Genomic DNA, 25176 nt, shown 5'->3' on the forward strand with positions numbered 1-25176 from the left:
GCCCCCGGGGGGGGGGGGGGCCGGGCGGTGCGCGCCGCGCGCCCGGCGGCCCCCCCCCCCCCCGCGCCGCCGCCCGGGGCGGCGGGGGGGGGGGCGGGGGGCGCCCCCCCCCCGGCCCCTCACGCCACCCGGAGCACGCCACGATGCGCATACGAATCGCTTTCCAGGCCGTCCTGACCGCCGTCGGCCTGATCCTGCTGTCCCCTGCCGCGGCGCATGCCCACGGCGACACCGTGAAGGTGGTGGTCACCGGGCAGCGGGAGGGCCACGTCACCGCGGACGTCACCTGGGAGAACGACGGCGACGCCGTCGAAGAGGCGGTCGCCGCCACCGTGAACGCGGTCAGCGCCGACGGCGTCCGCACCCTGGGGCCCTGGCGGCTGGTGCGTGATCCCGCCGCGAAGCCGGCCGGCTGGACCACGGCCGAGTCCCTGCCGCCCGGCACCTGGAAGGTCAGCGTGGACGTGGGCTTCCCCGCCCTAGGGCACGGCGCACTCGAAGTCGGCGTACCGGTGGTGGACCCGGCCCCGGCCACCGGCACCCCGGACCCCCGCCCCTCCGCCCCGTCGCACGCACCGGCCGCGACGCAGGCGCAGACGCCGTCATCGGCCCCGGCACCGGCACCGACCCCGGGGGAACCCCGCCAGGGATCCACCGTCTGGTGGACAACGGCGGGAGTGGCGGCAACGGCCCTGGCAGGGGCGGCCGTCGGCATCCTCCTGCGCCGCAGGCGGGCGCGCGGCTAACGGGTGTCGAATCCTCCCGGCGGCTTCGCGCCGGATGTGACGCGACGGCCTTTTGCCCTACGGGACGTTCCAAGCGGAGATGACGGGTTGCCCGTCCTCCGTGGCCAGGAAGCTGAGCGTGCCCGGATGCGGGTGGCCGAGCAGTCTGCTCGCGGACGCGTCGAGACCGAGCCAGCGCACGGTGAGCACGCGTGCCAGGTGGCCGTGCGCCACCACGGCGACATCGCCCTCGCTCAGCAGCGGGCGGATGCGGTCCAGCACCGCGTCCGTGCGCGCGGCCACCTGCGCGAGCTCCTCGCCGGGGTGGTCGGCGTCACCGGGAACGACGCCGTCGCGCCACAGGTCCCAGCCTGGCCTCGCCTCGCGGATCTGCTCGGCGGTCAGGCCTTCGTAGCCGCCGTAGTCCCACTCCAGCAGGTCGGGATCGGGCTTGACGCCGGTCAGTCCGGCGAGCTCGGCCGTCCGCACGGCGCGGCTCAGCGGGCTGCTGAACACGGCGACCAGACGGCGACGGGCCAGTCTCGGAGCAAGAGCAACGGCCGCGGCCTCGCCCGCTTCGGTCAGATCAACGTCGGTCCGTCCAGCGTGCCGGCCCGACAGGCTCCACTCGGTCTGGCCGTGCCTGATCACCATCAGCTCACCCATGGCCCCGCACGCTATCCGGTCTTCCGGCACGCCGAGACAGCTTCCTCACCTTCGCCTCAGGACCCCCGCAGGTCGCTCATCGTCCGTGCCGGGCTCGCCGAATGAGATGACCTCTCGGCTGTCCGGACCACAGACGGCGCCACCGGGCCGCCGGCGGGAGTACTGGGCGATGGCTTCCTGCGAGCTCGATGGCGCGCTGCCGTCGGCGGGGGTGCGGGTGTAGAAGACGATGATCGAGCCCTCGATGACGGCGTCCAAGACGCCGTCCCAGGGGATGGTGTAGCTGACGGAGGTGGTGTCAGCGGTGACGGTCACGACGCCCCGGGTCCGCTCGGTCACGTTCTGCCCGTCGGGATCGCTGCAGACCGCGACGTCGAAAGTGACGGTGTCGCCGGCCGTGAACCGTATGTGGTCCACCACGACGAGGATGCCGTTGCAGGGCTTCTGCGCGCATGTGATCCCGCCGGGGGGCTCCTCGAAGGGAAATTCCGGGAAGTCGAGTTCGATCGTCATGCGGGCTCCTCGCGTTGTGGGCCGGGCCGCAGTCAGACGGCGGGCGGCGTCAGATCGAACCGCGAGATGACCTCGGGCAGCCAGGCCGGCCGTCCGAACTCGAGCCCGTACTTGGCGGCGAGCACCGGCACCGCGTCCTGGGTCGGCGGCGGCCCGTCGGCGAGCATCTCGGCCAGCTCGCGGAAGAAGTGCTCGAATCCGGCCGGACTGATGATCTCGATCATCCGGGCCGGGACGGGGCCGGCGTTCCACATCGCGTGAAGCTCCCCGCGCGGCTTGGTGATGTAGCCGCCGGGGCCCAGTACGGTCTCGCGGTCTCCGGAGCGGAAACCGATCTCGCCCTCGGTGACGATCGAGTACTCGTCCTCGCGCGTATGCAGGTGTGGCGGCACCAGGGCCCCCACCGGGAAGGGGTGCTCCACGACGGAGACCGCGCCGTCGGTGTCGGTACCCCACAACTTGAAGACGACCCCGATGGAGCCGAGGAAGACCTCGGTTCCCTCGCCGGGGCGGACGATGGTGAGCGGTGGGGCCAGCGGCTCTGTCATGGCGATCACTCCTCGACAGAATTTGGAGATACACTGGTGTTCCATTAAAAGGCTTCACCGCGGATCCCGGGATGTCAAGAGTTGAGTGAGCAGCGACGTTCACCGAAACCGCGCGGCTACGAGATGCGGAAGCGCGCCGAGGACGTGGGCCGGACGCGGCAGCGCATCGTCGAGGCCGCGGTGCATCTGCACGGCACCGCGGGCCCCGCGTGGACGACCATCTCGGCGATCGCCGAGCGCTCCGGGGTCACCCGGCTGACCGTCTACCGGCATTTCCCGGATGAGACCGCGCTGTTCGAGGCCTGCTCGGGACACTGGCTGTCCCAGCAGCAGCTGCCCCGACCCGAAGAGTGGGGTGCGATCGAGAACCCCGTCGAGCGGCTGTCGACCGGGCTCGCCGACCTCTACCGCTTCTATCGCGCGGGCGAGCAGATGCTGGCGCTGGTCATCCGCGACGAGCGTTCCGTGCCCGAGCCGATCCGCGAGGCCAGGGCCGAGATGGGCCGGCAGTACGTCGAGGTACTGGCCGACGCCTGGCCGGAGGCCCGCGACCCGGTCCTGCGCGCGGTGATCGGACATGCCGCGGCGTTCTCCTCGTGGCGTTCCCTGTGCCGGAAGGAAGGGCTCACGGACGGTGAGGCGGTCCAGGTCATGGTCACGCTGGTCGAAGCGGTCGGCGCCAGGTCCTGAGATCCGGGGGCGGGGGGCTGCCGTCTCCCGGCAGCCCCCCGGCGATGGGCCGGCGGCGGCCGCAGCCACCCCGGCTCCGCTCCCCCACCGGCCTGCTCAGACCCGGCGCCAACAGGCCATGGCCCAGGAGAACAACCCGAACAGCACGAGCCCGACGGCGATCACCACGAGGAGCCACGGGCCGGCGGGGGTCTGGGCGAACGCACGGAGCGTGTCGTCGACCCCCTTCGCCTTCGCCGGGTCGTAGCTCAGGGCGGCGTGCACGGCGAAGGCGCCGGCCGCGGCGAAGACGGCGCCTCGCGCGATACCGCCCACCACCCCGAGGACCTCGACCGCCTTGCGGACCCCCTCGGGCTGTCGGCCCATCGCCAAGTGCTTGCGGAAGGTGCGCCGCGCCGCCTGCACGGCGATCACGACACCACCGATGGCTATCCCCAGACCCACGATCGCCACCCACCACGGACCACCGGGCACATCGAGCGCCCGGGCCGTCACGTCACGCGACTGCTCGTCGCCGGACTGGCCGCCGCCGGTACCCGCGGCGAAGGAGAGCACGGAGAACGCGGCGACTCCGTAGAACACGGCCCGGGCAAACGCCGCCAGTCGCTTGCCGGGCTTGTCCCCGTCGGGCCCGGCCGCGCCCAGCGCCGCCTCCGAAAGCCGCCACAGCGTCATGCAGACCAGGCCGATGCCTACGGCCCATACGAGGACACCGCCGAAGGGTTTCTCCGCGAGCTCCTGCAGTGCCCCCGTCCGGTCCGCCTCCCCGCCGCCGCTCACACCGAAGGCCACACGCACCGCAATGACACCGATGAGCACGTACAGCAGCCCACGGGTCGCCAGGCCACACCGGGCCAGCACCCCCCGCGCCCTGCCGCCGCTCGATGCGGTCTCCACACCCTCGCGTACCGCTCCGCCAACCGTCATGCCCCGCGAATACCCGGGATTCCCCGCAGCATGCCCGGCCCGGGCAGCCACGGGCACGGGTGTGCGGTCCGGGGCTGCCGGCACCCCGCACCCTTGCCCGCGGGGAGGACCAAAGCCGCAGGAGCAGCGCGGGAGTTGCTTTCTCCGCCGGTGTCTCACCGTCGTGAGCCGACCCCCGGGCCCGGGAACGTAGACGTGGGAGCGTTCCATAGGGTGGGCCCATGTCTGACACGCTGAGTTCGAGAAGGACCGCGTCCGCGCTGCGGGCGTCCGCACGGGTCTGCGCCGAGTTGCTGCTGGTCTTCGTCATGGCTGCCGTGACGTTGTGGCTCCTGGGGCGGATGTGGTCGGTGCTCTGGCCGCTGGTCGTCGCCCTGTTGCTCACCACACTGACGTGGCCCCTGGTCGCCTACCTCCGTCGGCGCGGGTGGCCTCCCGCTGTGGCCGCGTCCTTGGTGACCGTGCTGTTCCTCGTGGTCGCCGCGGGCGTCGTGGCGCTCATCGCCGTGCCGGTGGCCTCGCAGGCCGGCGAGCTGGGCGACGGCGTGGTCAAGGGGATCCAGCAGCTGCGCGGGTGGGCCGCCGGGCCGCCGCTGAACATCGGCGACGCCCAGATCACAGCCGCGTTCGACAGCGCGGTCGACCGGGTCCAGCACAGCGTCGGCACCACGGTTTCGACGGTCGTCACCGGCGTGAGCACCATCTTCAGCGGTCTGGTCACCGCCGTGCTGGCGCTCTTCCTGATGTTCTTCTTCCTCAAGGACGGCCCGCGGTTCCTGCCGTGGCTCACCCGCCAACTCCCCGGCCGGCTCGCCACCGACGTCCCCGTCGTCGCCGAGCGCGGCTGGGAGACCCTCGGTTCGTTCGTGCGCTCCCAGGCGTTCGTCGGTCTGCTCGACGCCGTCTTCATCGGGCTCGGGCTGTGGATCGTCGGCGTTCCCCTGGTGCTGCCCCTGGCGGTGCTGACCTTCGTGTCCGCGTTCGTCCCGATCGTGGGAGCCTTGTTCGCCGGCCTGGTCGCGGTGCTCATCGCGTTGGTCTCGAACGGTCTGACGGACGCGCTGATCGTGCTGGTGATCATCGTCGTGGTGCAGCAGCTGGAGGGCAACGTCTTCCAGCCGATGATCCAGAGTCGCGGCCTCGGGCTCCACGCGGCGGTGGTCCTGCTGGCGGTGACGCTGGGGGGCAGTCTGGCCGGAGTGGTCGGCAGCCTGCTGGCGGTTCCGGCCGCGGCGCTGATCGGGGTCGTGTGGAGGTACCTGCGCGAGCAGCTCGTCGAGCCGGGGCTCGAACCGGTAACCGGCACGGGCCCCGGCACGGACTGAACGCGGCCTTGGGGGTCCGGCCGAAGGTGTCGGGGCTGCCCGCGAGAGCGGCCGCACCGGGAGTCGGCCACCGCGGCATGGAGCACGGTGCCCACGTGCACGCCGGCGAAGGCGGACGGATGCCGGCCGGCCGCCCCCACTCGTCGTACGTCGGCTGCGGAAGCGGCCGGATCAGCGGGTGGCGCCGAAGTCCTGCGTCCAGTAGTGGCCGGGCTGCGCGAGGCCGATCCCGATCTCCTTGACGCCGCAGTCGAGGATGTTCCGCTTGTGGCCCGGGCTGTTCATCCAGCCCTCCATGACCTTGGCGGCGGTGTCGTATCCGTACGCGACGTTCTCCGCGTAGGTGCTCCACTGGTACCCGGCACGGGTGATCCGCTGACCCGGATCGGATCCGTCGGAGCCGGTGTGGGACATGTTGGAGTGGGCCGCCATGTCCTCGCTGTGGTCCTGCGCGGCCTTCGTCAGCTTCGCGTTGACGGTCAGCGCGGGGCACCCGACCGCGGCGCGCTCCGTGTTGACGAGCGCGAGGACCTCGGCCGAAGCACCGGAGGGCGCCGCGGAGTCCGAAGGCGCGGGCGTCCCGGCCGGCTCTGCGGGCGGCTGGACGACCGGCGGCTCCACGGGCGGCGGCTCGACGATCTCGGCGGGGCCGCCGACCTGAACCGGGACCTCCGCCGGCTGCTGCGCGCCGGGGTCGCCGTAGGGATCGCCGTAGGGGTCGCCCTGCGAGTCGGCGTACCAGGGAGCGCTCTCCTGCTCGGCGGCGATGGACCGCGTCGGGCCGGTCCCCTGCGGGTCGAGGCATGCCATGGCCGTGGTGGGTATGGCCACGAGTGCCAGTACCCCGATGGCGACGGATATCTTCCGGTGGTGCGTCTTCCTACGGTGCTTCTTCATGCGGGACCTCACTCGGTGATCGCGAAGCTCCGGCGCCGGACCGCGAAGGCGCCGGAGGAATCGCCATTCTTAGAAGCCCGCCGACAGCCTGGCAAGCCGCCGCCGTTCAGCCGCGCAGGGCGTTCGGGAGGTGCCTTGAAACGGCCGCAAGATCGTGCATCCCCCGTCGCGGCGGGCGCCGCGCCCGCCTGTCCCACCGACAGAACCCCCTCCCGCCAGCCGTGTTGAAGACGAGGAAACCAGATCGCCGACTTCCGTTTCTGACGGAGTACGGCATGTCAACGCCAAACAGGTACATACGGCGAAATGTCCACGTCAAACGATCACAGCGCAAGGGCCCATGGCGCCATGCGGGCAGTGACGCATGTCACGACTCGCGGAGGGAACCGGACGGCGTTCCGGCTTCGTCCGACGCGGGGCTACGGGGTGGCGAGCTTCGGAAAGGTGAAGGTGTAGCCCTGCGCCTTGAGCCACGGCAGGTACTCCTTGAGCGCCTCGACCGTCTCGCTGCGGTCGCCGCCCCCGTCGTGGAAGAGCACCGTCGGCTGTGCGGGCAGCTTCCCCTCCACGGCGGCGACGATCGCCGGCAGGCCGGGCCTGCTCCAGTCCTTGGGGTCCACGCTCCAGCCCAGCGGCCGCATCCCGCTCGCGGCGGCTATCGCCCGGCTGTCGGGGGTGAAGGCGCCACCGGGAGCCCGGTAGTACCGTACGGCGACCCCCGGTACGGCCCGCTCGATCATGGACTTGCCGTCGAGGATCTGCTGCCGTTGGTACGCGACGGGCTTGTGGTCCATGGTCACGTCGTGGTCGACCGAGTGGTCGCAGAGGTCGTGCCCCTCGGCGGCGACCGAGCGCACCAGGTCCGGATACTGCTGGGCGCGGGTACCGATCATGCAGAAGGTGGCCTTGACGTGGTTCTCCCGCAACACCTCGAGGACCTGCGGCGTCCAGCGCGGGTCCGGGCCGTCGTCGATGGTGATGGCGATGTCGCGACCCGGGCCCTGCGCCACCCGGGAGATGCCCGGCGGCACCAGAGCCGGGCCGTAGGCGCTCACGGCGGATGACAGGCCCGACGCCGAGGGCCCGGCCGGCCCGTCGGCCGGGACAGCCCGGCCGCCCTGGGCCGCGAAGGCCGGTGCGCCGGCGGCCGCCGACAGGACGAGGACGACGGCGGCCGCCACGGCGGATCCCGTCCGAAGACGGCTGACAGAACTGCTGGCGATGCCCATGGAGGCGCTCTTCCTTCGGACTCGGCCCCCCGGTCTTCCCTACTGCCGGTCCAGGCTAGGCCGTACGCCCCGGCGCCGTCCTCCCCCGATCGGCCCATCCGAAGACCCGGCGCGGACGGGACGTCCGGCCCTGTCCCCCGTGCGGTGACGACCACCGCCGCCCGCACCGACCCCAAGCCGGCGTCAGCGAGAGGGGGTGGGGGCGGGGGCGGATGAGATCTGCCGAAAGAGGCTGATCAGGTCAGGAGCGACCCATTCCTCGGCGATCCGGTCGCCGTCGAAGCGGTAGACCTCGACGCTGCGGTAACCGATCCGCCGGCCGGTCGCTTCGAACTGCTGGAACGCGCCCAGGTGCGTGGCCTGGAAGTGCACCAGCACCGTCACCTTGTCGCCGGCACCGAACATGTCCTGCACGTCGATCTTCAGGTCGGGGAACGCGTCCTTCATGATCTGGGTGCCCGTCCGCCAGGTCTCCCGGCCGTGCAGCGGGTCGGGGCTGCCGGGGACGTTGGCGATGAAGTCCTCGCTCAGCAGCTGCTCGGCCGCGTCCAGGTCCCCGCTCTCCACCCATCGGTACGCGGTGCGCAGCAGGGCCATGTTCTTCTCGACAGGGGTGCTCGTGGTCATCCCGGAGTCCTTTCGGCGCCGCCCGGTGGGCTCGGTTCGCCTCGGGCCGGATGCCACTCAGTACAAACCGTGACGTCGCGGCAAGGTCAAACCGGCGGCGGGCCGGGTCACCCGCTCCCGGCAGCTCCGGTGCGGCGGGGGCCGGAGGACTGGCGGCCACCGCTGCGGGCGGGGCCGGGGGCCGTCGTCTCGCGCAGGCGCTGGACGTGCTGCTGCTGGATGCCCTGGCTGAAGGTGAGGAAGTCGGCGACGAGTTCGAGCTGTTCGGCGGTGTAGCGCTCCATGACCTGCCGCGTGGAGTCCTCGATGAACGGGGCGATCAATGCGTAGGTCCGCTGCGCCGCGTCCGGCGTGACGCGGACCAACGTGCGACGCCGGTCGGTGGGGTGCGGGCTGCGGGTGAGGTAGCCCGCCTTCTCCAGCCGGTCGAGCATCGTGGTCACGCTGCCAGTGGTCAGCCCGAGCTGTGCGCTGAGCGCACTGGGAACGGTCTCCTCGACGGCCAAGAGGATCTCCAGGCACCGCAGATCGGTCTCGTTGACGCCCAGCAGGCGGGCCGTCTCACGGTCGTAGTCATCGACCGCCGACTGGTAGCCCTGGACCGCCCTACCCAGCCTCGCCCCGACCTCCTCACCTTCGCTTGACATTCGAGGCATCTCCGCTCATGGTGGACATCAGTTGCTTGATTTTCAAGATACATGAGATTCGAGGCAATGCGGGAGGCGCCACCGGCGCCCTGGCGCTCCTTTCGCCCACACCGCTCACACCACCACGCCATGGCTGCCGCGGACCCCGGTCATCTCCTCCACCCGTTCCGGCGAAGGGGCCGGAGCTCGGCGGAGAGTCCACCGCCGACGTCGCCGCCTAGCCAACGATTTCCACGAGAGGGACACGCACCATGAAGGCATTGATCATCGGGGGCGGCATCGCCGGACCCACCACCGCCATGGCTCTCCAGAAGGCCGGCATCGACTCCGTCGTGTACGAGTCCCACCCCGGCGGCGCCGACGGCGTCGGCGTCTTCCTGACCTTGGGCTCGAACGGCATCGACGCCCTGCGGGCCATCGGCGCCGACGCCCCGGCCGTCGCCGTCGGATTCCCGACCCCGGCCATCGACATGGTCTCCACCACCGGCAAGGCACTCGGCCGGGTCCGCACCAGCCGCCCCGACGGGGACATCACCAGCCGCACCCTCAAGCGCGCCGACCTCTACCGCGCCATCCGGGACGAGGCACAGCGCCGTGGCATCCGCATCGAGCACGGCAAGCGCCTGATCGACGCACAGGACACCGGGGACGGTGTCCGCGCGGTCTTCGCCGACGGCGGCGAGGAGTACGGAGACCTGCTCATCGGCTGCGACGGCCTGTACTCCACGGTCCGGGGTCTCATCGACCCCGCGGCCCCCGCACCCACGTACTCCGGCCTCATCGGCCTCGGCGGCTACACCCGCGGAGTACCCGTGAACGCCCCGACGGGCAGCTACCGAATGATGTTCGGCAAGCGCGCCTTCTTCGGCTACGTGCCGGCCCCCGACGGCGAAGTCTGGTGGTTCGCCAACGTTCCCCACCCCGCCGAGCCGGCCCCCCGTGAACTGGAGAACATCAACTCCGAACAGTGGCGCCACCAGCTCACCAGCCTCTTCGCCGAGGACACCGGCCCCGCCGCGGCCCTGATCCGTGCCGCCCACGAGATCACCCCGGCCGGCCCCATGCACGCCCTCCTCACCCTCCCCACCTGGCACCGCGGCCGGATGATCGTCATCGGCGATGCCGCACACGCCCCCTCACCGACATCGGGGCAGGGTGCCTCCCTGTCCATCGAGGACGCCGTGGAGCTGGCCAAGGCCCTGCGCGACCAGTCCACCATCGAGGGCGCCTTCACCGCGTACGAGGCACTGCGGCGCCCGCGCGTCGAACGGATCGCGAAGCAGGCGGCCCGGAGCAACAGCAACAAAGCCGCGGGCCCGGCCGGCCGGATCGTCCGCGACCTGCTGATGCCTCTGGTCCTGCCGCGGCTGGCCAACGGCGAGCAGAGCCGGCTGACCTACGGCCACCACATCGACTGGGACCCGCGGCCGAGCCAGTGAGCGTCTGCGTACCGACGTCGAGCCGCCCGCGTCCACTTGGAGGCCGCGCTCAGCACGTTCCAGCGCGCTACCGCAGCGGAGGAGTGGGCAGGGGCGCGCCCTGTCTGGCCTGCAACGCCAGGACTACCAGGGCGTCCGTCCAGCCGAGGGGCGCGACGGACGAGGGGTTCCCCGCGCCGTTGACCGTCTCGGGGAACTCGCCGAGACCGTTGCGCTTGGCGAGGAGCCAGTTCAGCACCGCGTCCGCCCGGTTCGTGTCGGCCAGTTGCGCCCACGCCAGCGCGAAGAAGGCAGTGCTCGCGGTCCAGGCGTACGAACCCCAGGGCGCGTCGGGGTCATTGCCCGGGAGCAGTCCCCCGTTGGGCAGGAGCAGGGCGCGGTACGTGGAAACCAGGGCGGCGGGCAGATCGGCCGGGGCCCTGTTGAAGGGCGGCGCCATGAACGTTGCCGCGCTGTCCCGCCCATGTTCGCCGTCGACGGTGCGCTGGTAGCCCAGCGGCGCGAAGTACCGGGCGATCGCGGCCGAGAGCGTGCGGGCCGCGGTGGTCCACTTCGCCCGGTCGGCGTCCTGCCCGAGCTGTCCCGCGAGGTCGGCCGCCGCGTTGAGACCGGCGAGGAGCGGCGCCGCGGTACCGATGTTGGTGGTGCCGGTCGGCAGTTCCCAGTAGTCCGGGGAGGCCGGCGGGAGTCCGTTGGAGCCGAGCGAGGCAGCGGCCCGGTCCGCCGCCTTGCGCACCATCGAGTAGAGAGCGCCCAGCCGCGCGTTCCGGTCCCCGGCGGGTGCCGCCTGGTACCACTGCCATGTGGCCCAGGGCACCCAGCCGTTGGCGTCGAGCTGCCAGGGGCGCGCGTCCGGCGGACCGCTGCCGTCCAGTTTCGTCCGGGCCTCCCATGTCCCGTCGGCCCGTTGGGTGCGAACGTCGTACTGGAGGATGCGGTACGCCTCTTCGTCGTGGCCGGTGGCCGCGAAGGCCGCCGCCACGAAGGCGCCGTCACGCGGCCAGGAGTACTCCCACGGCGGAGACCAGGCCGCTGCCGAGGCCCCGTTGGGCTTGAGCAGGGCGCGCATCGACAGCAGTGAACGGCGTGCGGCGGCCCGCTGGTTGTCCGTGGTGCCGGGGACCGTGCCCGAGGCCAGCCAGCGCTCGCTCTCGGCGATCTGGGAGAGCGCGCCCGGGTCGTTGGCAGGGACCACGACCGAGGTCCGTGCTCCGGCAGGGAGGTATCGCCAGCGGCCGGACGGCAGGCGCAGCACGTTGCTGTTGCCCGCGTAGGAGGCCCCGACGGAGAAGGCGGGGAGCACGGCTTCGGTGGTGCTGAGGTTGCCGAGCAGCCCCGAGGTTCGGGCCGCGAGTGCCGTGGTGGGGACGTAGCACTGCTGCGTCTCGCCACACCGCTCGCTGCCGGTGGGCTCGACGTGGAACGCGAGCCGGGAGTCGTAGGCGTGCCAGCCGCCCCAGTACGCCTTGTCGTAGTTCCAGCTGGTCAGGGAGCCGGGCACCGAGGAAACGGTTCCGTACCAGGCGATCGGCTTGTTCTCCGTCGTGGTCGCCTGCACGTGGAGGTAGTAGGTGGCGCCCGGGGTGACGGCCGCGTTCACGGGGAACTCCAGCCACCCCGCGCCGGCTCCGCCGAGGGAGGACAGGTTGATGGTCCTGCTCGCGATGGTGGAGGCCCCGTCCACCCTGTTGCTGCGGATCTGTGCCGTGATCTGGCCGGTGGCGGCGCCGCTGGCCACGTACGCGCTCACCCGAGTGATGCGGCTGTTCCCCGTGGTGAAGGCCTGCGCCGCCGCGTTGTTCGTCGCTTTGACGCTGAACAGTGCCGTGCCGTGCAGCGACTGCCCGTCGTACGACGTGGCGGCGACGGAAGAGGGCGCCGCTCCCCCCACCGCGGTCACGGCCATCAAAGGTGCAAGGATCCTGGCCACCGGAATGATCAATGCCGTTGCCTTTCCGCAGCCGTGCGGCAGGGAAGGGCCGCAGCATCGGCACAGCATGGCATCGCGTGCCGCGAGCACGGTGAGCGCCCGGCGGTCCCCCACCCGGACGGCGTAAGCATTCGGAGAAGGAGGACCAGTACCGGGGATCAGGCCGCGACGAGCTCCTTCTCGCGGTCCGGCGTTGTGACCTTGGGCTTCTTGTTCGGCAGCGAGAGCCGGAAGACCTTGTGCCAGGCGGAGAACACCTGCTTGGGCAGCGGGCCGGTGACGTATTCCAGCTCGTACTTCTCGAACAGCGCGCGCACCTTCACCGCGACCTCGGCGTACCGGTTGCTCGGCAGGTCCGGGAACAGGTGGTGCTCGATCTGGTGCGACAGGTTGCCGCTCATGAAGTGCATGGCCTTGCTGCCGCTGATGTTCGCCGAGCCCATCATCTGGCGCAGGTACCACTGGCCGCGCGTCTCGTTCTTGATCGACCGGCGCTCGAAGACCTGCACGCCCTCGGGGAAGTGCCCGCACATGATCACCGAGTGGGTCCAGATGTTGCGGACCAGGTTCGCGGTGAACGTGGCGGCGAGCGTCGGGAGGAACGACGGGCCCGACAGCAGCGGGTGGATCACGTAGTCCTTGAGCACCTGCTTGCGGATCTTGCGGCCCACGGCCTTGGCCCGCGCGCGGAACTCCGGGTTCTTGCGGCGGCGCTTGCTCAGGTTCCTGCCGAGCTCCAGGTCGTACGCCGCGATGCCGTACTCGAAGAAGCAGGCGTTGAGGAAGTTCCACAGCGGCTGGCCGAGGTGGAACGGGTGCCACCGCTGGTCCTCGTCGACGCGCATGATGCCGTAGCCGAGGTCGTTGTCCTTGCCGATCACGTTGGTGTACGTGTGGTGCAGCTCGTTGTGCGAGTGCTTCCACTGCTCGGACGGAGACACGTGGTCCCACTCCCAGGTGGTGGAGTGGATCTTCGGGTCCCGCATCCAGTCCCACTGGCCGTGCAGGATGTTGTGGCCGATCTCCATGTTGTCCATGATCTTCGCCACGGACAGACCGGCGGTGCCGATCAGCCACGCGGGCGGGAAGATCGAGAACAGCAGTACGCCCCGGCTGACCAGCTCGAGCTTGCGCTGCGCCGAGATGACCTTGCGGATGTAGGCGGCGTCCTTCTCACCACGGTCGGCGATCACCTCGTCGCGGATCGCGTCCAGCTCGCGGCCCAGCTCCTCGATCTGCTCCGCGGTCAGGTGGGCGGTGGGGTCGATGGCGGTCAAGGTGCTCCTACCGTTCGATGTCGCAAGGGCCCGCCGCGGCGGACACGCAGGTCTGGATGAGGACGCCCGGCTCGGCCTCGGTGATCTCGCCGGTACGCAGGTCGCGGACGGCGCCCGCCTTGAGCGGCGTGACGCAGCCGAAGCAGATGCCCATGCGGCACCCGGAGGGCATGAGCACGCCGGCCTCCTCGCCGATGTCCAGCAACGGCGTGGCGCCGTCCGCGTCGACGGTCTTGCCGGTGACGCTGAACGTGACCTCGCCGCCGTCGCCGGCGACGACCACGCCGGGGCGGAAGCGCTCGGTGTGCAGGAGCTCTCGTACGCCGTGTGCGGTCCAGTGCTCTTCGGCGGCGTCGAGCAGGCCCGCGGGCCCGCAGGCCCAGGTCTCGCGCTCGGCCCAGTCGGGGACGAGTTCGGTGAGGCGGGCGATGTCGAGCATGCCGTCCGTGTCGGTGTGCAGCTCGGTGAGACGCAGCTTCTTGTCGGCGACCAGGTCGTGCAGCTCGCCGCGGAAGATCACGTCTTGCGGCTGTGGCGCGGAGTGGACCATGACGACGTCGTCGAGCTCGGAGTCGCGCAGCATGCCCATCACGGGCGTGATGCCGCTGCCGGCCGTCAGGTAGAGGACCTTGGCGGGCTTGGCCCGCGGCAGCACGAAGTCGCCGGTCGCCTGGTCGAGCTGGATCAGCGTGCCCGGCTTCGCGTTGCGGACCAGGTGGTTGCTGACCTTGCCGTCCGGGATCGCCTTCACGGTGATCGTGACGCGGCCGTCCCGGCGGTTCGTCGGCGAGGTGAGCGAGTAGGCACGCCACAGGCGCACTCCGTCGACGTCGACCCCGATCCGCACGTACTGACCGGCCGTGTGGCCGCGCCAGCCGCGTCCCGGCCTGATCACGATGGTCGCGGCGTCCCCCGTCTCGGGCTGCACGGCCTCGATGCGCCCCCGCAGGTCGGCGCCCGCACGCAGCGGGCTGACCAGGTCGAGGTAGTCCGACGGCAGCAGCGGCGTCGTGACCATCTCCAGCAGTTTCCAGGCCCTGCTGCGGAGGGCTGTGCTCGTCATGGCTCCAGCTTGCTGCGCTTCAGGGCGTAAAGTCCTGTCCGTAGGACGTGAATCTGATCGGCTGAATTGTTCGTAGGGAACAAAAAATGGGGCATGCGGTCCGGAGGGCCAGTGAGCTGGCTCTGGATGAGACGACGGTCACAGCGCTTCGGTCCGCGCTGAAGGGCACTGCCGACGAGGTCGTCCAGGCGATCATCGACGAGGTCCCGCCCTACGCCAACGCCCTTTCGGGCCGCATGGGCGCCACCATCCGCCGATCCGTCCGCACCGCCCTGGGGCACTACCTGGACCTCGCGACCGGGAACGTCACGGGCGGCGACGCCGGCGACGCGGCCTACGAGCTGGGCCGCGGCGAGGTGCGCGACGGCCGTTCGATGGACGCCCTGCTCAGCGCCTACCGCGTCGGCGCCCGCGTGGCCTGGCGGTGCCTGGCAGCGGGCGCCGTACCGGCAGGTCTGCCCGCCGCCGAGGTCGCCAAGTTCGCCGAGCTGACCTTCGCCTACATCGACGAGCTCTCGGCCGCGAGCGCCGCGGGCCACGCCGACGAACTGGCCGCCCGGGGCCGGGCTCACGAGCGCCACCTGGAACACCTGGCCCGCGATCTCCTCGCCGGCGCGAGCACGGACGTGCTGCTCGCCTCCGTTCAACGGGCCGGGTGGCAGCCTCCGGTGTCGCTGACCGTCGTCCTGCTGCCCGCCGCCCAGGCCCGGCCCGTCTACCGCGCGCTCGACTCGAGCACCCTCGTCCTCGACGATCTGCCGGATGCTGCCGGTGTGCTGCTCGTCCCCGATGCCGACCGGTCGCATCTCTTGCGGCAGCTGACCGACCGCACCGCGGTGGTCGGCCCGGCCCGGCCATGGACCCGTGCGTCCGCCTCGTACGCACGAGCCGTACGCGCGCGCTCGCTCTCCTCCGACATTCGCGACACCGAGGACCACCTGCCCGAGCTGGTGCTGAGCGCCGACGCGGACGCGTTCGCGGACCTGCGTGCCCGAGCCCTCGCACCGCTGCGGACCGTGCCCGCCACGACCGCACGGCGGCTGGAGGAGACGTTGCGGGCGTGGCTGCTCCACCAGGGCAGGCGGGACGAGGTGGCGGCGGCGTTGTTCGTCCACCCGCAGACGGTCCGGTACCGGATGTCGCAGCTGCGGGAGCTGTTCCCGGATCTCGCATCGCCGCAGCGCGTCCTCGAACTGACGCTGGCGGTCGGTCTCCGGGTCGGCTGACGCGTACCTCGACCACCGCCGACCTGCTCGCGACCTGGGTGAACCTCGGCACCGACCGGTTCTCGGACGCCGCCGAGGCCTCTCAGGATCCGAGCGCCCGGTGCAGTCCGAGCCGGTCGGTGCCCAGTTTCGTGAAGACCGCGGACAACAGCTCGGTCACCACCTGGGCGTTGGTGTGCATCGCCGCGGCGATCGCCCTGTTGTCCAGCCCCTCCGCGGCGTGGCGGGCCACCGCGAGCTCGGCGACGGTCAACGTGTCCTGCTCGGAGGTGTGCAGGCGGCGGGGCCGCAGACCTGTCGAGGCCAGCTGGGTCCTGGCCCGGTTCACGAGCCCGTCGGCGCCGCAGTCGGCGGCCAGCTCCATGCCCCGATAGATCTGTTGTGCCGCCTGGTGCGGGTCACCGATGGCGTGCAGGGCCATGCCGTGGTCGATGAGCGCGTGCGCGAGTTCGCAGGCGGCCGGAGACTGTTCGAGGTGCTCCACCGCCTCCTGCAGCAGGCCCGCCGCCTGGGACGGGTCCGTGGCCGCGGCCGCGACGCGCAGGGCGTGTCCGATCACGCTGGACGTCCCGAACGCGCGGGCCCGTGCGACCGCTTCGGCCGCCGTGGCCCGTGCCTGCTCGGGCGCGTGCGTCGCCTGCGCGAGCGCCAGGTCCAGTTGCCAGGGGCTCCACGAGGGATTGCGCGTTCCGCGCAGATCCAGGCGCCGGCCGGCCGCGGTGAGGTGGTGCTCCGCCTCCTCGATCCTGCCCTGGGCCAGGAGCAGTTTGCCCCACACGGCCTGCGGATCGGGATAGACCACGGCCTGGGGGAAGCCGTCCGCCAGCTTGTAGGCCTTGGCGATGCGCTGGGCCTCGGCGGTGTTCCCCCGGGCGAGCAGGGTCTCGATGAGGGTACCGATCGCGTACCACTGCGCCGGGATCCCGGTGCCGACGCGGTCGGCGATCTGCAGGCCGTTGCGTACGAAGTCCTCGGCCTCGGCGAGCTGCCCGCGCCGGTAGCGGACGTAGCCGAGCAGGGTGTAGACGAACGACAGGTGCGCGCCGCGCCAGCCCTTCCCCTCGAACTCGACGATCGCGGTGTTGAAGAGGTCCTCGGCCCGGCCGGGCTGGTCGCAGTACATGAGCGTGACCGCGAGGACGGCGGGCACCTCGAAGCCGAAGTCCTGGTCGGTCCAGCTCATGCCCCCGTCGAGCGCCTGTTCCGCGTACTCCAGGGCGGTGGAGGCGGACTCGCCGCGCATCGCGGCGTCCCAGGCCCGCAGACCGAGGATGTGCCGCTCGGGCAGACCCCGGCCGGTGAGCCGCTTGGCGAACTGGGCGAGGAGCCGGGAACGGGCCGGCGAGTTCTCCTCGTCGAACCGGACGGCGTTCCATTTGAACTGCTCGGCCTGCATGCGCAGCCGCGTACGGGAGCTCGTGGCGCGCCGGGCCTCGTCCGCGAGGAGCCCCGCCGCCAGACCCAGCTGACCCGTGTGGCCGAGCGCCTGGGCGAGCCGGTACGTGATCGCCTCGCGCAGGGCCTGGTCGGTCTTGGGCTCCTCCAGCGCGGCCCTGAGCTGGTTGATCGTCGTCGCGGGGTCGTGCAGGAGGTTGGCGGATCCGAGTTCGAACAGGACCTCGGCGCGGTCCTCCACCTCCGGGGGCTCGCGCAGGGCACGTGCCAGGTAGCGGCGCGCGGCATCGGGAGCGCCCGCGGAGAAGCTCTCGCGCGCGGCCTGGCGCAGCTGCTGTACGACCCACGGGTCACCCTCAGGGTGCATCTCCAGCAGGTGGCGGGCGGCCGCCGCGGAACCCTGCCCGTCGTCGATCACGGCCTGGGCGGCCATCCCGTGCATGGCCACGCGTACACCGGGCGGAATCGAGCGGTACACGGCCGTGGCGATCAGCGGGTGGAAGAACTCCACGACTTCCTTGCGCCGTACGCTCGTGAGGACGGTCAGGATGCGTGCGGCCCGCAGCCGGTCGATGGCCTCGGCGGCCTGCGCCTCACCGAGGGCGGCCACGCCGCCGACGATGCCGAGCGGGACCGCGGTGCCGAGCACGGCGGCGGCCCACGCGAGCCGGACGGTGGACGGGCCGAGCTGTTCGAGCCGGTCGATCAGACCGCTGCCCTTCACCGCGGAAGCCAGATCGCGCAGTTGGGGAATGCTGCCCTGGTACGGTTTCAACCCCCGGTCGCGGCCCTTCATGGCCAGCTCGACCACCTCGAAGGGGTTTCCGCCGGTGATCGCCCAGCATTCGCGGCAGAACACATCGTCCGCGTTCTCACCGAGGGCGTCGCGCACGATGCGCGCGACGGCGCTCGTGGTCAGGGGAGCCAGCTCGTGCGGGCGCGTCCCCTGGCGTCCCATGAGGGCGCGCAGCGCCGCGGCGTCGGCGGGGATCTCGTCGGGGCGGCAGGCCACCATCATCAGCATGGCCAGTTCCTCGGCGCGCGCCGCGAAGGAGGTGAGCCAGCTCAGGGACTCCGCGTCCGCCCAGTGCGCGTCGTCGACGATCAGCACGACAGGGGCGTTGCGCACCGCTAAATGCGTGACCACCCAGTCGAGTCCGTCGCGGACGCCCTGCGGGTCGGGCCCCGTCGGACCCTTCGGGGCGGCGGTCAGCCCGAGCGCGGGGGCGATGATGCCGTACCAGTTGCCGAGCGCGTCACGCCGTTCGTCCTCGCTCATGGCGGCGAGGGCCGGCTGGATGAGCTGGCGCATCACGTGGAAGGGAACCTGCCGCTCCTGCTCGCCGCCGCGCGCGAAGAGCACGGTGCAGGAGCGGTCGGCGGCGTGGCGGCGGGCCTCGTTCAGCAGGGTGGTCTTGCCTATGCCGGCCGATCCGGCGAAGGTCAGGACACTTCCACTGCGGACGGCCGAGCCGTTGCCCGAGATGCCGCAGAGCACGTCCACCGCGCGTTGGATCGCGAGGACTTCCGCCTCCCGCTCGAGCAGGGGCTGAGTGTTCCAGCTTCTCGGTTCCGTGACCTGCGACATCCTTTGCCCCCTCCAGCACGTGCGGCAGAGTGTACGGGCCGGAGGAGGAGTTGATGCTGTTTCAGCACACTATTGCGGGATCTCATCACTCGTATGAGAAGAGTGCTGTACCTTCCGCGCCACGGGAATCATCGGCAGTTCGCTGGGTTGCGGGATCCCTGCGGGAAGCTCGCGCACGGTGACGCCCGGGGCGGGCTTCAGGTGCCAGCGCGAGGCGACGGTCGCCACCGCGGTCAGGATCTCCGCCACGGCGAAGGAATCGCCGATGCACTTGTGCTGGCCGGCCCCGAACGGGACGTAGCTATGGGCACGGGAACGCTCCTTCGCCCCCTTCTGCCAGCGGTCCGGGTCGAAGACGCCGGGGTCGGGGAAGAGCACGGGGTCCCGGTGCAACGCGTAGGGACTGTAGGCCAGTTCCGCGCCGGCCGGGATCGAGATGCCGCCGAGGGTGAGGGGGACCAGGGCCCTGCGGGTGAAGAGCAAGGGAGAATGCAGGCGCAGGGCTTCCTGGAAGACATCGTGCGTGTAGGTCAGCGCGGGTATGTCTTCGGGCCGCACGGGCCGGGACCCCACCACCGAGTCGACCTCGGCGTGGACGCGCGCCTCCACCTCGGGGTGCCGGCCCATCTCGTGGAAGATCCAGGACAGGGTGGTCGCAGAGGTCTCGGTCCCGGCGAGCATGATGGCGATGACCTCGTCCCGCACCTGCTCGGCATCCATCGTCGAGCCCGTCTCGGAGTCCACGCTCGCCAGCAGCAAGGAGAGAAGGTCGTGGCGGTCGCCCCGGTCGGCCTGCTCCTCGGCGCGGTACTGCTCGATCACCTCGTCGATGGTCCGGCGCAGCCGGGCGGCCGCGCCGTCGAACCGCCGGTTGTACGGAATGGGCAGCCGATCGAGCGACTTGGGCATGACCGCCCGCACGAGCATGCCCTCCAGGACGATGGGCAGCGAGCGGTGCACCTCGTCGACGGCGGGCCGGCTCAGGTCCCCCGAGAAGATCATCTCGGCGACCGAAGCCATCGCGTACCCGCGCGCCTCCGTGACCATGGAGATCTCCCGGCCGGCCGTCCACGACGAGGACATCACCTCCGCCTGCCGGCACATCGCCTCGGCGTACTCGGCGATGTGGGCGCGGTGGAAGGCGGGTTGCATCATCCGGCGCTGCTTGCGATGGAAGTCGCCGTCGGTGGTCACGATCCCGTTGCCGAACACCGGGCGAAGCCTGTCGAAGATCCTTCCCCGGCCGAACTGCTGCGCCTGCTGGACCAGTACGGAGTGGACGTGCTCCGGTCTCGTCAGCACGTGGACGGGCCAGGTGCCGATGTCGAGCCGTACGATGTCGCCGTGTTCCCGGAGCGACTCCAGGAACGCGATGGGCCTGCGCCACAGTTGCAGCGCGTGGCCCAGGAGCGGTAACCGCCCCGGGGCGACCGGAGCATGGACCTCGGGACCGGAATGCGTTTCAGTTGCCATGAACTGACTTTCCGTCACGCCGCGGAGACAAGATCCGGGCGGGTGTACGCAGACTCCAGTCCGGCCGCGAACCGTTCGTCGCTGTACCGCGTGCACTCGTAACGCTGCCACAGATCTGCGCCGATCATCCAGTCCTCGTAACTGCGCACGCAGCGGGTGACCGCGTCGACCAGCGACGGTTCCGTCCCGGGGAGCGCGTTGACGGCCTGAATCAGACGCGCTTCCTCGGTCAGGTACTCCTCGATGCGCTCCTGAATGCGTCCCTCGACCGCCTGGACGGCGTCGGAGAGGGAGCACCTCTCCCAGAAGGAGATGAGGGAGACGAGGTTGTTGGTGTCCCCACAGGCGTGCTCCTTCGGCAGGGAGAACACGTCGTTGCCCCAGGAGATGACGTCGAGCACGCTCGCGACGAGAGCCTGGAACTCGGGGAGGTCGTGGACGTTCTGCGGGAGGTCGATCCCGAGCCCGGCCTCCACCATGTCCATCATCGGAAGGATCTGGGAGCTGTGGCGGCGCATGAGGACGTACTCCTGGACCCCCGGTCCCCTCGCGGCGGCGCGGTTGCCCGCCTCCTGGTCCAAGGAGTGGAGCATGAGGGGGACATGGGCGCGGTACCGGGCCGCGGTCCCCTCGGACATGCCGGCCAGGATCCGGTCGCACAGGTCGACGAATCCCGTCACCAGCGGATTTCGGCCCGCTGCCGACCTCTCGATCCGCCCGGTTCGCAGATAGCCGGTGATCGCATCGGTGACGGGCCGCCAGGCCGCGACCTTTCCCGCTCTGATGAGGTGGTCGTGCTGGTCGTCCAGGACGAACGACCAGGCCATCCACTCGGCGAGCAGGAGGACCCGCTCGTAGGGGACGTCACCGCTCACCCGGCCGGCCAGGTGGCCCACGCCGATGCCCGAGAACTGCTCGGCCGCGGCCGTCACGAGCTCGTGTTGCAACACCCACGAGGTCGCCTCGGCGTTCGCCCGGGCGGCTCCGGGATGCTTGGAGTTTCCGAACGGGAGGTGGAAATCGGGGACGGAAAAAGAACTGAGCTGGGTCATTGATCCCCCACGGAAGAATCTGATTCGCCAATACCCGCTCACTACACGACCACGCTGTACACCCGCGACCCAAACGCCCCTCTACTACGACATCGCCACGGCCACGCCAGGTGGCGGGCGGAATGAACCGGTCACGGAGTGGCCTGATCCAGCCTACCTGCGACCACATCAGGCCACCTGTGAACTCATTTACCCTCAAGACGCAGCACGCTGTCAACGTTGAGAGAGTGAACTTGGGTAATCCATCCCGGAATTGCCGAAATCGCAATTCTTTTTGAGTATGCGATTGGCATAGTCGATCGCGTTCGGGGCGCCTGGGGCCAGAGGCACTGCAGAGAAGGCGAACGGACCGGGCAGAGTGGCCGAAGAGCGCCGTCGGAACGCGGGCCCCTGCCTACACTGCCCAGGGCAGCGGCCGTTGGGGGAAGGGCGGAAGCATGACCGAGAATCATCCGCCGGTCCCTGGAGGGACTGAGGCGCAGGTGGATCCCGGTGGGTCGGGAGACGGCCGGGAAGCCGACGTCCTCGGCTCCCATCTGGAGTTCTTACGGGCGCGGTTGGGCGGGGAGCGGTTCGAGGCGCTCGTCCGAGCCGTCCAGACCACTTGCACGCTCCTGGCCGAGGAACGGCAGGTCCTCCTGGGAGGGCCGCAGGAGGACGAGCTCACCCCCGACCTTCGGGGCGAGTACCTGTCCCTCATGGCAGTGATGATCACTGGACACCTCGACCACCACGTGGTCGAGTTCAGGACCTTCGACGGCGACAAGGGCTGGGCGGTCGTGGAGAACGCCCGCACCCCCCACCGACACCCCGGCGAACCCCCGGCCGCTCGCGACCCGGCGCGACACGCGTGGATCGACGGCCGCCTCGACGGCATCGCCCGTGCGACCGACTCCCCGGCTCCCTGACGGGTTGCCCTGGCCCGAGGAGTCCCGAACCGCCGCGAGGCGGCCTGCCGACTTCGCCGTCCGAGGCCCGGGCGCACACGGCGGACCCGGGGTCCGAGGGGCGCCACGCCACCGGTACAGTCCCCTATCGATCTTGACGGTTCGGGGGGCGGGGGCGCCGCATGGCAGGTCGGAACGGGTACGGATGGCAGCCGGACGGCTCGTCACCAGCGGGGTGGGGCGACGCCGGAGCCTACGTGACGACCTCGACGAACCAGCCACCGAGGCGCCGGCGTCACGGTTGTGCGACGGCGCTGCTGGCGCCGTTCGTCGCCGCTGCCCGCTTCCAGCGGCCGGGACGACAGGACCGCCTGACCGACCCGGCCATCTCCGGAGCGCAGGTGGCCCGTACCTGCATCGGCCTGGGTGCGACGGTCTGGCTGTTCTTCGCGTACACATTGCGCCGGGAGGCGGGGGGTGTGATCAACGACAAGCTCGTCGAGATGCTGATCGCCGCCGCCGTGCTGATGGTCGTGGGACCGCTCGTGGTCGGTGCCTTCGTATGGTCGGCACGGCCGCCACTGCGCGGCCGGTACCGTCGGCGGCTGCCCGGACCGCTGACCGCGTTCGGTGTCCTCTTCGGTGCGGCAGCACTGCTGGTCTTCTCCTTCCAGAGCAACCTGAACGGATCGTTCATCGCGGGAGGCGGCGTCGCGGGTTCCCTCCTGAGCCTGCTCACCGGAATCGCTTCACTGTTCCTGCTCCCGTTCGTCCTGGCGTCGTCCGTGCTGTCGGTGCACCATTCCTTCCGGACCGCCGATGTCCACGAAGTGCTGCCGCCCCTCCTGTCCCCGGTCGTCGTCACGGTGATGTCGGCCCTCCAGGCCCTCGACGGGCCGCCGGTCAACGCCCCGCAGAGCGTGTGGCTCCTCTTCCTGGCGGGCGCACCCCTGTCGGTGACCGCACTGTCCTTCTGGGAGCTGGGTCGGCTGCGCACCCGGTACGGGATCACCCTGCGCGGAGCCCTGGGCCGCTAAGGGCGGCCGACCGCACCGGCTCCGCGGCGCCGTGGAACGCCGACCGCTGCGACAGGTACGAAACCTGCGTGCAATTCCAGGAGCCGCGATGGGTGAGGTCGCCGGAGATGCTTGTCGGGCATGTCCGGACCTGTGACCGGTACGTCGCACAGCATTCGGCCGCCGTTCAGGGAAGGACCCCCTCACGGAGAGTGGCGGTTCGTTGCGGGCCGCGAGCCTCGTGCCTCTTCGCACCGCAACGACCCCAGGGATGTCCCCCATGACCGCATCGCGCGCCCCCCGCCGGCGCCACCGTCTCGCCCTCGTCCTCGCCGCCGTGCCTGCGCTCGCCGCGGGTACGCTCGTCGCCGCCCCGGCGCAGGCCGCGCCGGTCGACGACATCCGCATCAACGAGGTGGTGACCACCGGGGACGTCTCCGACTCGGTCGAGCTGTACAACAAGGGCACCTCGGCCGTCGACCTGTCCGGCTGGATCCTGAAGGACGAGAGCAACAGCTCCAAGTACAAGATCTCCTCGGGGACCACCCTGGCCCCCGGCGCGTTCCGGGCCTTCGACGTGCACGGCTCCTTCGGCCTGGGCTCAGGGGACAAGGCCCGGCTCTACCTGGCGGACGGCAGCACCCTGGTCGACAGCTTCACCTGGAGCGACCATTCCGACCCCTCGTGGTCCCGCTGCGCCGACGGCACCGGCGCGTTCAAGAAGGCCGCGCTGACCCTGGGCGCGGCCAACGCCTGCGGCTCCGGCGGCGGGGGCGGCACGACACCCGTCGCCTGGCCCGGCGGCAGTTCGGTGTCCACCGCCGACGGCACCAACGTCTTCGGCCAGGACCTCAGCGGCCTGTACCAGGAGGGCGGGGTGCTGTGGGCCGCCCAGAACTCCGGAAAGCTGTGGCGGCTGCTGCCCAACGGCTCCGGCTGGACCCCCGACACCGCCGGCGGCTGGTCCTCCGGCAAGTCCCTGCGCTTCCCCGGCGGCGGCTCCGGCAGCCCCGACTCCGAGGGCGTCACCGTGACCGGCAGTGGCGCCGCGGGCGGCGTCTTCGTCGCCAGCGAACGCAACAGCGGTTCGTCCGGCACCAGTCGGCTCTCCGTCCTGCGCTACGACGTGAGCGGCAGCTCCACCACGCTGACCGCCACCAAGGAGTGGAACCTCACCCCCGACCTGCCGGCGACCGGCTCCAACGAGGGTCTGGAGGCGGTCACCTGGGTGCCCGACAGCTCCCTGACCGCCGCCGGCTTCAAGGACGCGTCGACCGGCGCCGCTTACGACCCGGCCCGCTACGCCGCCCACACCGGTGGGGTGTTCTTCGTCGGCGTCGAGGGCAGCGGCACGGTCTACGGCTACGTCCTGCTGGACTCCGGCGTCTTCACCAAGGTGGCCACCGTCTCCAGCGGGATGTCCGGCGTCATGGAACTCCAGTGGGAACCGCAGGCCGCCCGCCTGTGGGCGGTCTGCGACGACACCTGCGGCGGCCAGCACCGCACTCTGAAGGTCGACACCGGCGGAGCCTTCGCCACCGTCGCCGTCTACAACCGGCCCGGCGGGATGTCCGACCTCAACAACGAGGGCTTCGCGGTGGCCGGCGCCGACCAGTGCGTGGGCGGCACCAAGCCGGTCACCTGGTCCGACGACGGCAACACCGGTAGCCACGCCCTCCGCAGGGGCACCCTCACCTGCTGACCGGCCCGGGGTCCGGTCGCGGCCGTGCGCGGCGGCAGGCACACCGCAAGGCTGCCGCCTCCACGGCGTCGGACCCCTCCGACAGCCTGTATGTGATCACCCTGACAGATCCAGATCGCTCAATGCCCCTGCTCCGGGGTCGTCCCTCCCGGTATCAGGTTGTCCAGATCAACGGGGGAACTTCCAAGGCCGGGTAAGGAACTTCATACGAGCCCTTAACTCGCCACTCGATCTCTTGGGCATAGCCTGACCAGCACACCGACAAAATCACGAGACTTTGCAACACCCCTGACCTGCATCGCGGCCGCGTCTTGTCCGAACAGACGAAATCGGC

Annotated in this window: 22 protein-coding genes; 8 read left to right on the top strand and 14 right to left on the bottom strand. The window is 70.9% G+C overall.

The window, feature by feature from the left end:
- The first annotated feature begins 143 nt into the window (after positions 1–143).
- On the top strand, positions 144–746 hold the full coding sequence (locus tag ACFYYB_RS20515; RefSeq protein ID WP_389436624.1) for a hypothetical protein: 603 nt from the start codon (positions 144–146) through the stop codon (positions 744–746).
- A 57-nt stretch (positions 747–803) separates the two neighbouring features.
- On the opposite strand, the gene ACFYYB_RS20520 is transcribed toward ACFYYB_RS20515, so the two are convergent.
- The 3 genes from ACFYYB_RS20520 to ACFYYB_RS20530 are packed head-to-tail and all read right to left on the bottom strand — an operon-like array spanning position 804 to position 2452.
- Entirely contained in the window at positions 804–1391 is a 588-nt protein-coding gene (locus ACFYYB_RS20520) for a histidine phosphatase family protein (RefSeq protein ID WP_389436625.1), read from the bottom strand.
- 45 nt (positions 1392–1436) lie between these two features.
- A complete protein-coding gene (locus tag ACFYYB_RS20525) occupies positions 1437–1904 on the bottom strand; it encodes a hypothetical protein (RefSeq protein WP_389436626.1) in 468 nt (155 codons plus the stop codon).
- Between the two features lie 32 nt (positions 1905–1936).
- On the bottom strand, positions 1937–2452 hold the full coding sequence (locus ACFYYB_RS20530; protein WP_389436627.1) for a cupin domain-containing protein: 516 nt from the start codon (positions 2450–2452) through the stop codon (positions 1937–1939).
- An 81-nt stretch (positions 2453–2533) separates the two neighbouring features.
- Between ACFYYB_RS20530 and ACFYYB_RS20535 the strand changes: the two genes are divergently transcribed.
- Positions 2534–3142: a TetR/AcrR family transcriptional regulator gene (locus ACFYYB_RS20535; protein ID WP_389436628.1), complete on the top strand. Its 609-nt coding sequence runs from the start codon at positions 2534–2536 to the stop codon at positions 3140–3142.
- A gap of 96 nt (positions 3143–3238) precedes the next feature.
- On the opposite strand, the gene ACFYYB_RS20540 is transcribed toward ACFYYB_RS20535, so the two are convergent.
- Positions 3239–4069 carry a DUF1206 domain-containing protein gene (locus ACFYYB_RS20540; RefSeq protein ID WP_389436629.1) on the bottom strand — a complete coding sequence of 277 codons (831 nt, stop codon included), beginning with the start codon at positions 4067–4069 and terminating at the stop codon, positions 3239–3241.
- Between the two features lie 221 nt (positions 4070–4290).
- Here ACFYYB_RS20540 and ACFYYB_RS20545 point away from each other — a divergent pair, with 221 nt between their 5' ends.
- On the top strand, positions 4291–5394 hold the full coding sequence (locus ACFYYB_RS20545; RefSeq protein ID WP_389436630.1) for an AI-2E family transporter: 1104 nt from the start codon (positions 4291–4293) through the stop codon (positions 5392–5394).
- Positions 5395–5565: 171 nt separating this feature from the next.
- Here the strand turns inward: ACFYYB_RS20545 and ACFYYB_RS20550 are convergent, their stop codons facing one another.
- The 4 genes from ACFYYB_RS20550 to ACFYYB_RS20565 all read right to left on the bottom strand — a co-directional run bounded on the left by ACFYYB_RS20550 (position 5566) and on the right by ACFYYB_RS20565 (position 8794).
- A complete protein-coding gene (locus ACFYYB_RS20550; protein ID WP_389436631.1) occupies positions 5566–6291 on the bottom strand; it encodes a CAP domain-containing protein in 726 nt (241 codons plus the stop codon).
- Between the two features lie 419 nt (positions 6292–6710).
- Entirely contained in the window at positions 6711–7520 is an 810-nt protein-coding gene (locus ACFYYB_RS20555; protein ID WP_389436632.1) for a polysaccharide deacetylase family protein, read from the bottom strand.
- Positions 7521–7703: 183 nt separating this feature from the next.
- Positions 7704–8147: an ester cyclase gene (locus ACFYYB_RS20560; RefSeq protein ID WP_389436633.1), complete on the bottom strand. Its 444-nt coding sequence runs from the start codon at positions 8145–8147 to the stop codon at positions 7704–7706.
- A gap of 107 nt (positions 8148–8254) precedes the next feature.
- On the bottom strand, positions 8255–8794 hold the full coding sequence (locus tag ACFYYB_RS20565; RefSeq protein WP_389436634.1) for a MarR family winged helix-turn-helix transcriptional regulator: 540 nt from the start codon (positions 8792–8794) through the stop codon (positions 8255–8257).
- Between the two features lie 251 nt (positions 8795–9045).
- Here ACFYYB_RS20565 and ACFYYB_RS20570 point away from each other — a divergent pair, with 251 nt between their 5' ends.
- Positions 9046–10233, top strand: a complete 1188-nt coding sequence (locus ACFYYB_RS20570; RefSeq protein ID WP_389436635.1) for an FAD-dependent oxidoreductase — start codon at positions 9046–9048, stop codon at positions 10231–10233.
- 67 nt (positions 10234–10300) lie between these two features.
- On the opposite strand, the gene ACFYYB_RS20575 is transcribed toward ACFYYB_RS20570, so the two are convergent.
- The 3 genes from ACFYYB_RS20575 to ACFYYB_RS20585 all read right to left on the bottom strand — a co-directional run bounded on the left by ACFYYB_RS20575 (position 10301) and on the right by ACFYYB_RS20585 (position 14503).
- Positions 10301–12133 (bottom strand): hypothetical protein, encoded by a 1833-nt coding sequence (locus tag ACFYYB_RS20575; protein ID WP_389436637.1) that lies wholly within the window; start codon positions 12131–12133, stop codon positions 10301–10303.
- Between the two features lie 188 nt (positions 12134–12321).
- Complete coding sequence (locus ACFYYB_RS20580) at positions 12322–13440, bottom strand: fatty acid desaturase family protein (RefSeq protein WP_389436638.1); 1119 nt, start codon at positions 13438–13440, stop codon at positions 12322–12324.
- Between the two features lie 7 nt (positions 13441–13447).
- The gene (locus ACFYYB_RS20585; protein WP_389436640.1) at positions 13448–14503 is read right to left on the bottom strand and encodes a ferredoxin reductase; all 1056 of its coding nucleotides are present in this window, start codon (positions 14501–14503) and stop codon (positions 13448–13450) included.
- A gap of 86 nt (positions 14504–14589) precedes the next feature.
- On the opposite strand from ACFYYB_RS20585, the gene ACFYYB_RS20590 reads away from it, so the two are divergent.
- Positions 14590–15729, top strand: a complete 1140-nt coding sequence (locus ACFYYB_RS20590) for a PucR family transcriptional regulator (protein ID WP_389436641.1) — start codon at positions 14590–14592, stop codon at positions 15727–15729.
- An 82-nt stretch (positions 15730–15811) separates the two neighbouring features.
- On the opposite strand, the gene ACFYYB_RS20595 is transcribed toward ACFYYB_RS20590, so the two are convergent.
- The 3 genes from ACFYYB_RS20595 to ACFYYB_RS20605 form a co-directional block, all read right to left on the bottom strand.
- Positions 15812–18712 (bottom strand): ATP-binding protein, encoded by a 2901-nt coding sequence (locus ACFYYB_RS20595; RefSeq protein WP_389436642.1) that lies wholly within the window; start codon positions 18710–18712, stop codon positions 15812–15814.
- 69 nt (positions 18713–18781) lie between these two features.
- On the bottom strand, positions 18782–20185 hold the full coding sequence (locus ACFYYB_RS20600) for a cytochrome P450 (protein WP_389436643.1): 1404 nt from the start codon (positions 20183–20185) through the stop codon (positions 18782–18784).
- 14 nt (positions 20186–20199) lie between these two features.
- Entirely contained in the window at positions 20200–21237 is a 1038-nt protein-coding gene (locus ACFYYB_RS20605; protein ID WP_389436644.1) for a lyase, read from the bottom strand.
- 437 nt (positions 21238–21674) lie between these two features.
- Between ACFYYB_RS20605 and ACFYYB_RS20610 the strand changes: the two genes are divergently transcribed.
- The 3 genes from ACFYYB_RS20610 (at position 21675) to ACFYYB_RS20620 (ending at position 24842) form a co-directional block, all read left to right on the top strand.
- On the top strand, positions 21675–22145 hold the full coding sequence (locus tag ACFYYB_RS20610) for a hypothetical protein (RefSeq protein WP_389436645.1): 471 nt from the start codon (positions 21675–21677) through the stop codon (positions 22143–22145).
- Positions 22146–22381: 236 nt separating this feature from the next.
- Positions 22382–23161, top strand: coding sequence for a hypothetical protein (locus ACFYYB_RS20615; protein ID WP_389436646.1), 780 nt, complete (start codon positions 22382–22384; stop codon positions 23159–23161).
- Between the two features lie 259 nt (positions 23162–23420).
- Positions 23421–24842, top strand: coding sequence for a lamin tail domain-containing protein (locus tag ACFYYB_RS20620; RefSeq protein ID WP_389436647.1), 1422 nt, complete (start codon positions 23421–23423; stop codon positions 24840–24842).
- Positions 24843–25176: the final 334 nt, after the last annotated feature.

Origin of the sequence: Streptomyces sp. NPDC002886 (genome assembly GCF_042888445.1) — a bacterium.
GTDB lineage: Bacteria > Actinomycetota > Actinomycetes > Streptomycetales > Streptomycetaceae > Streptomyces.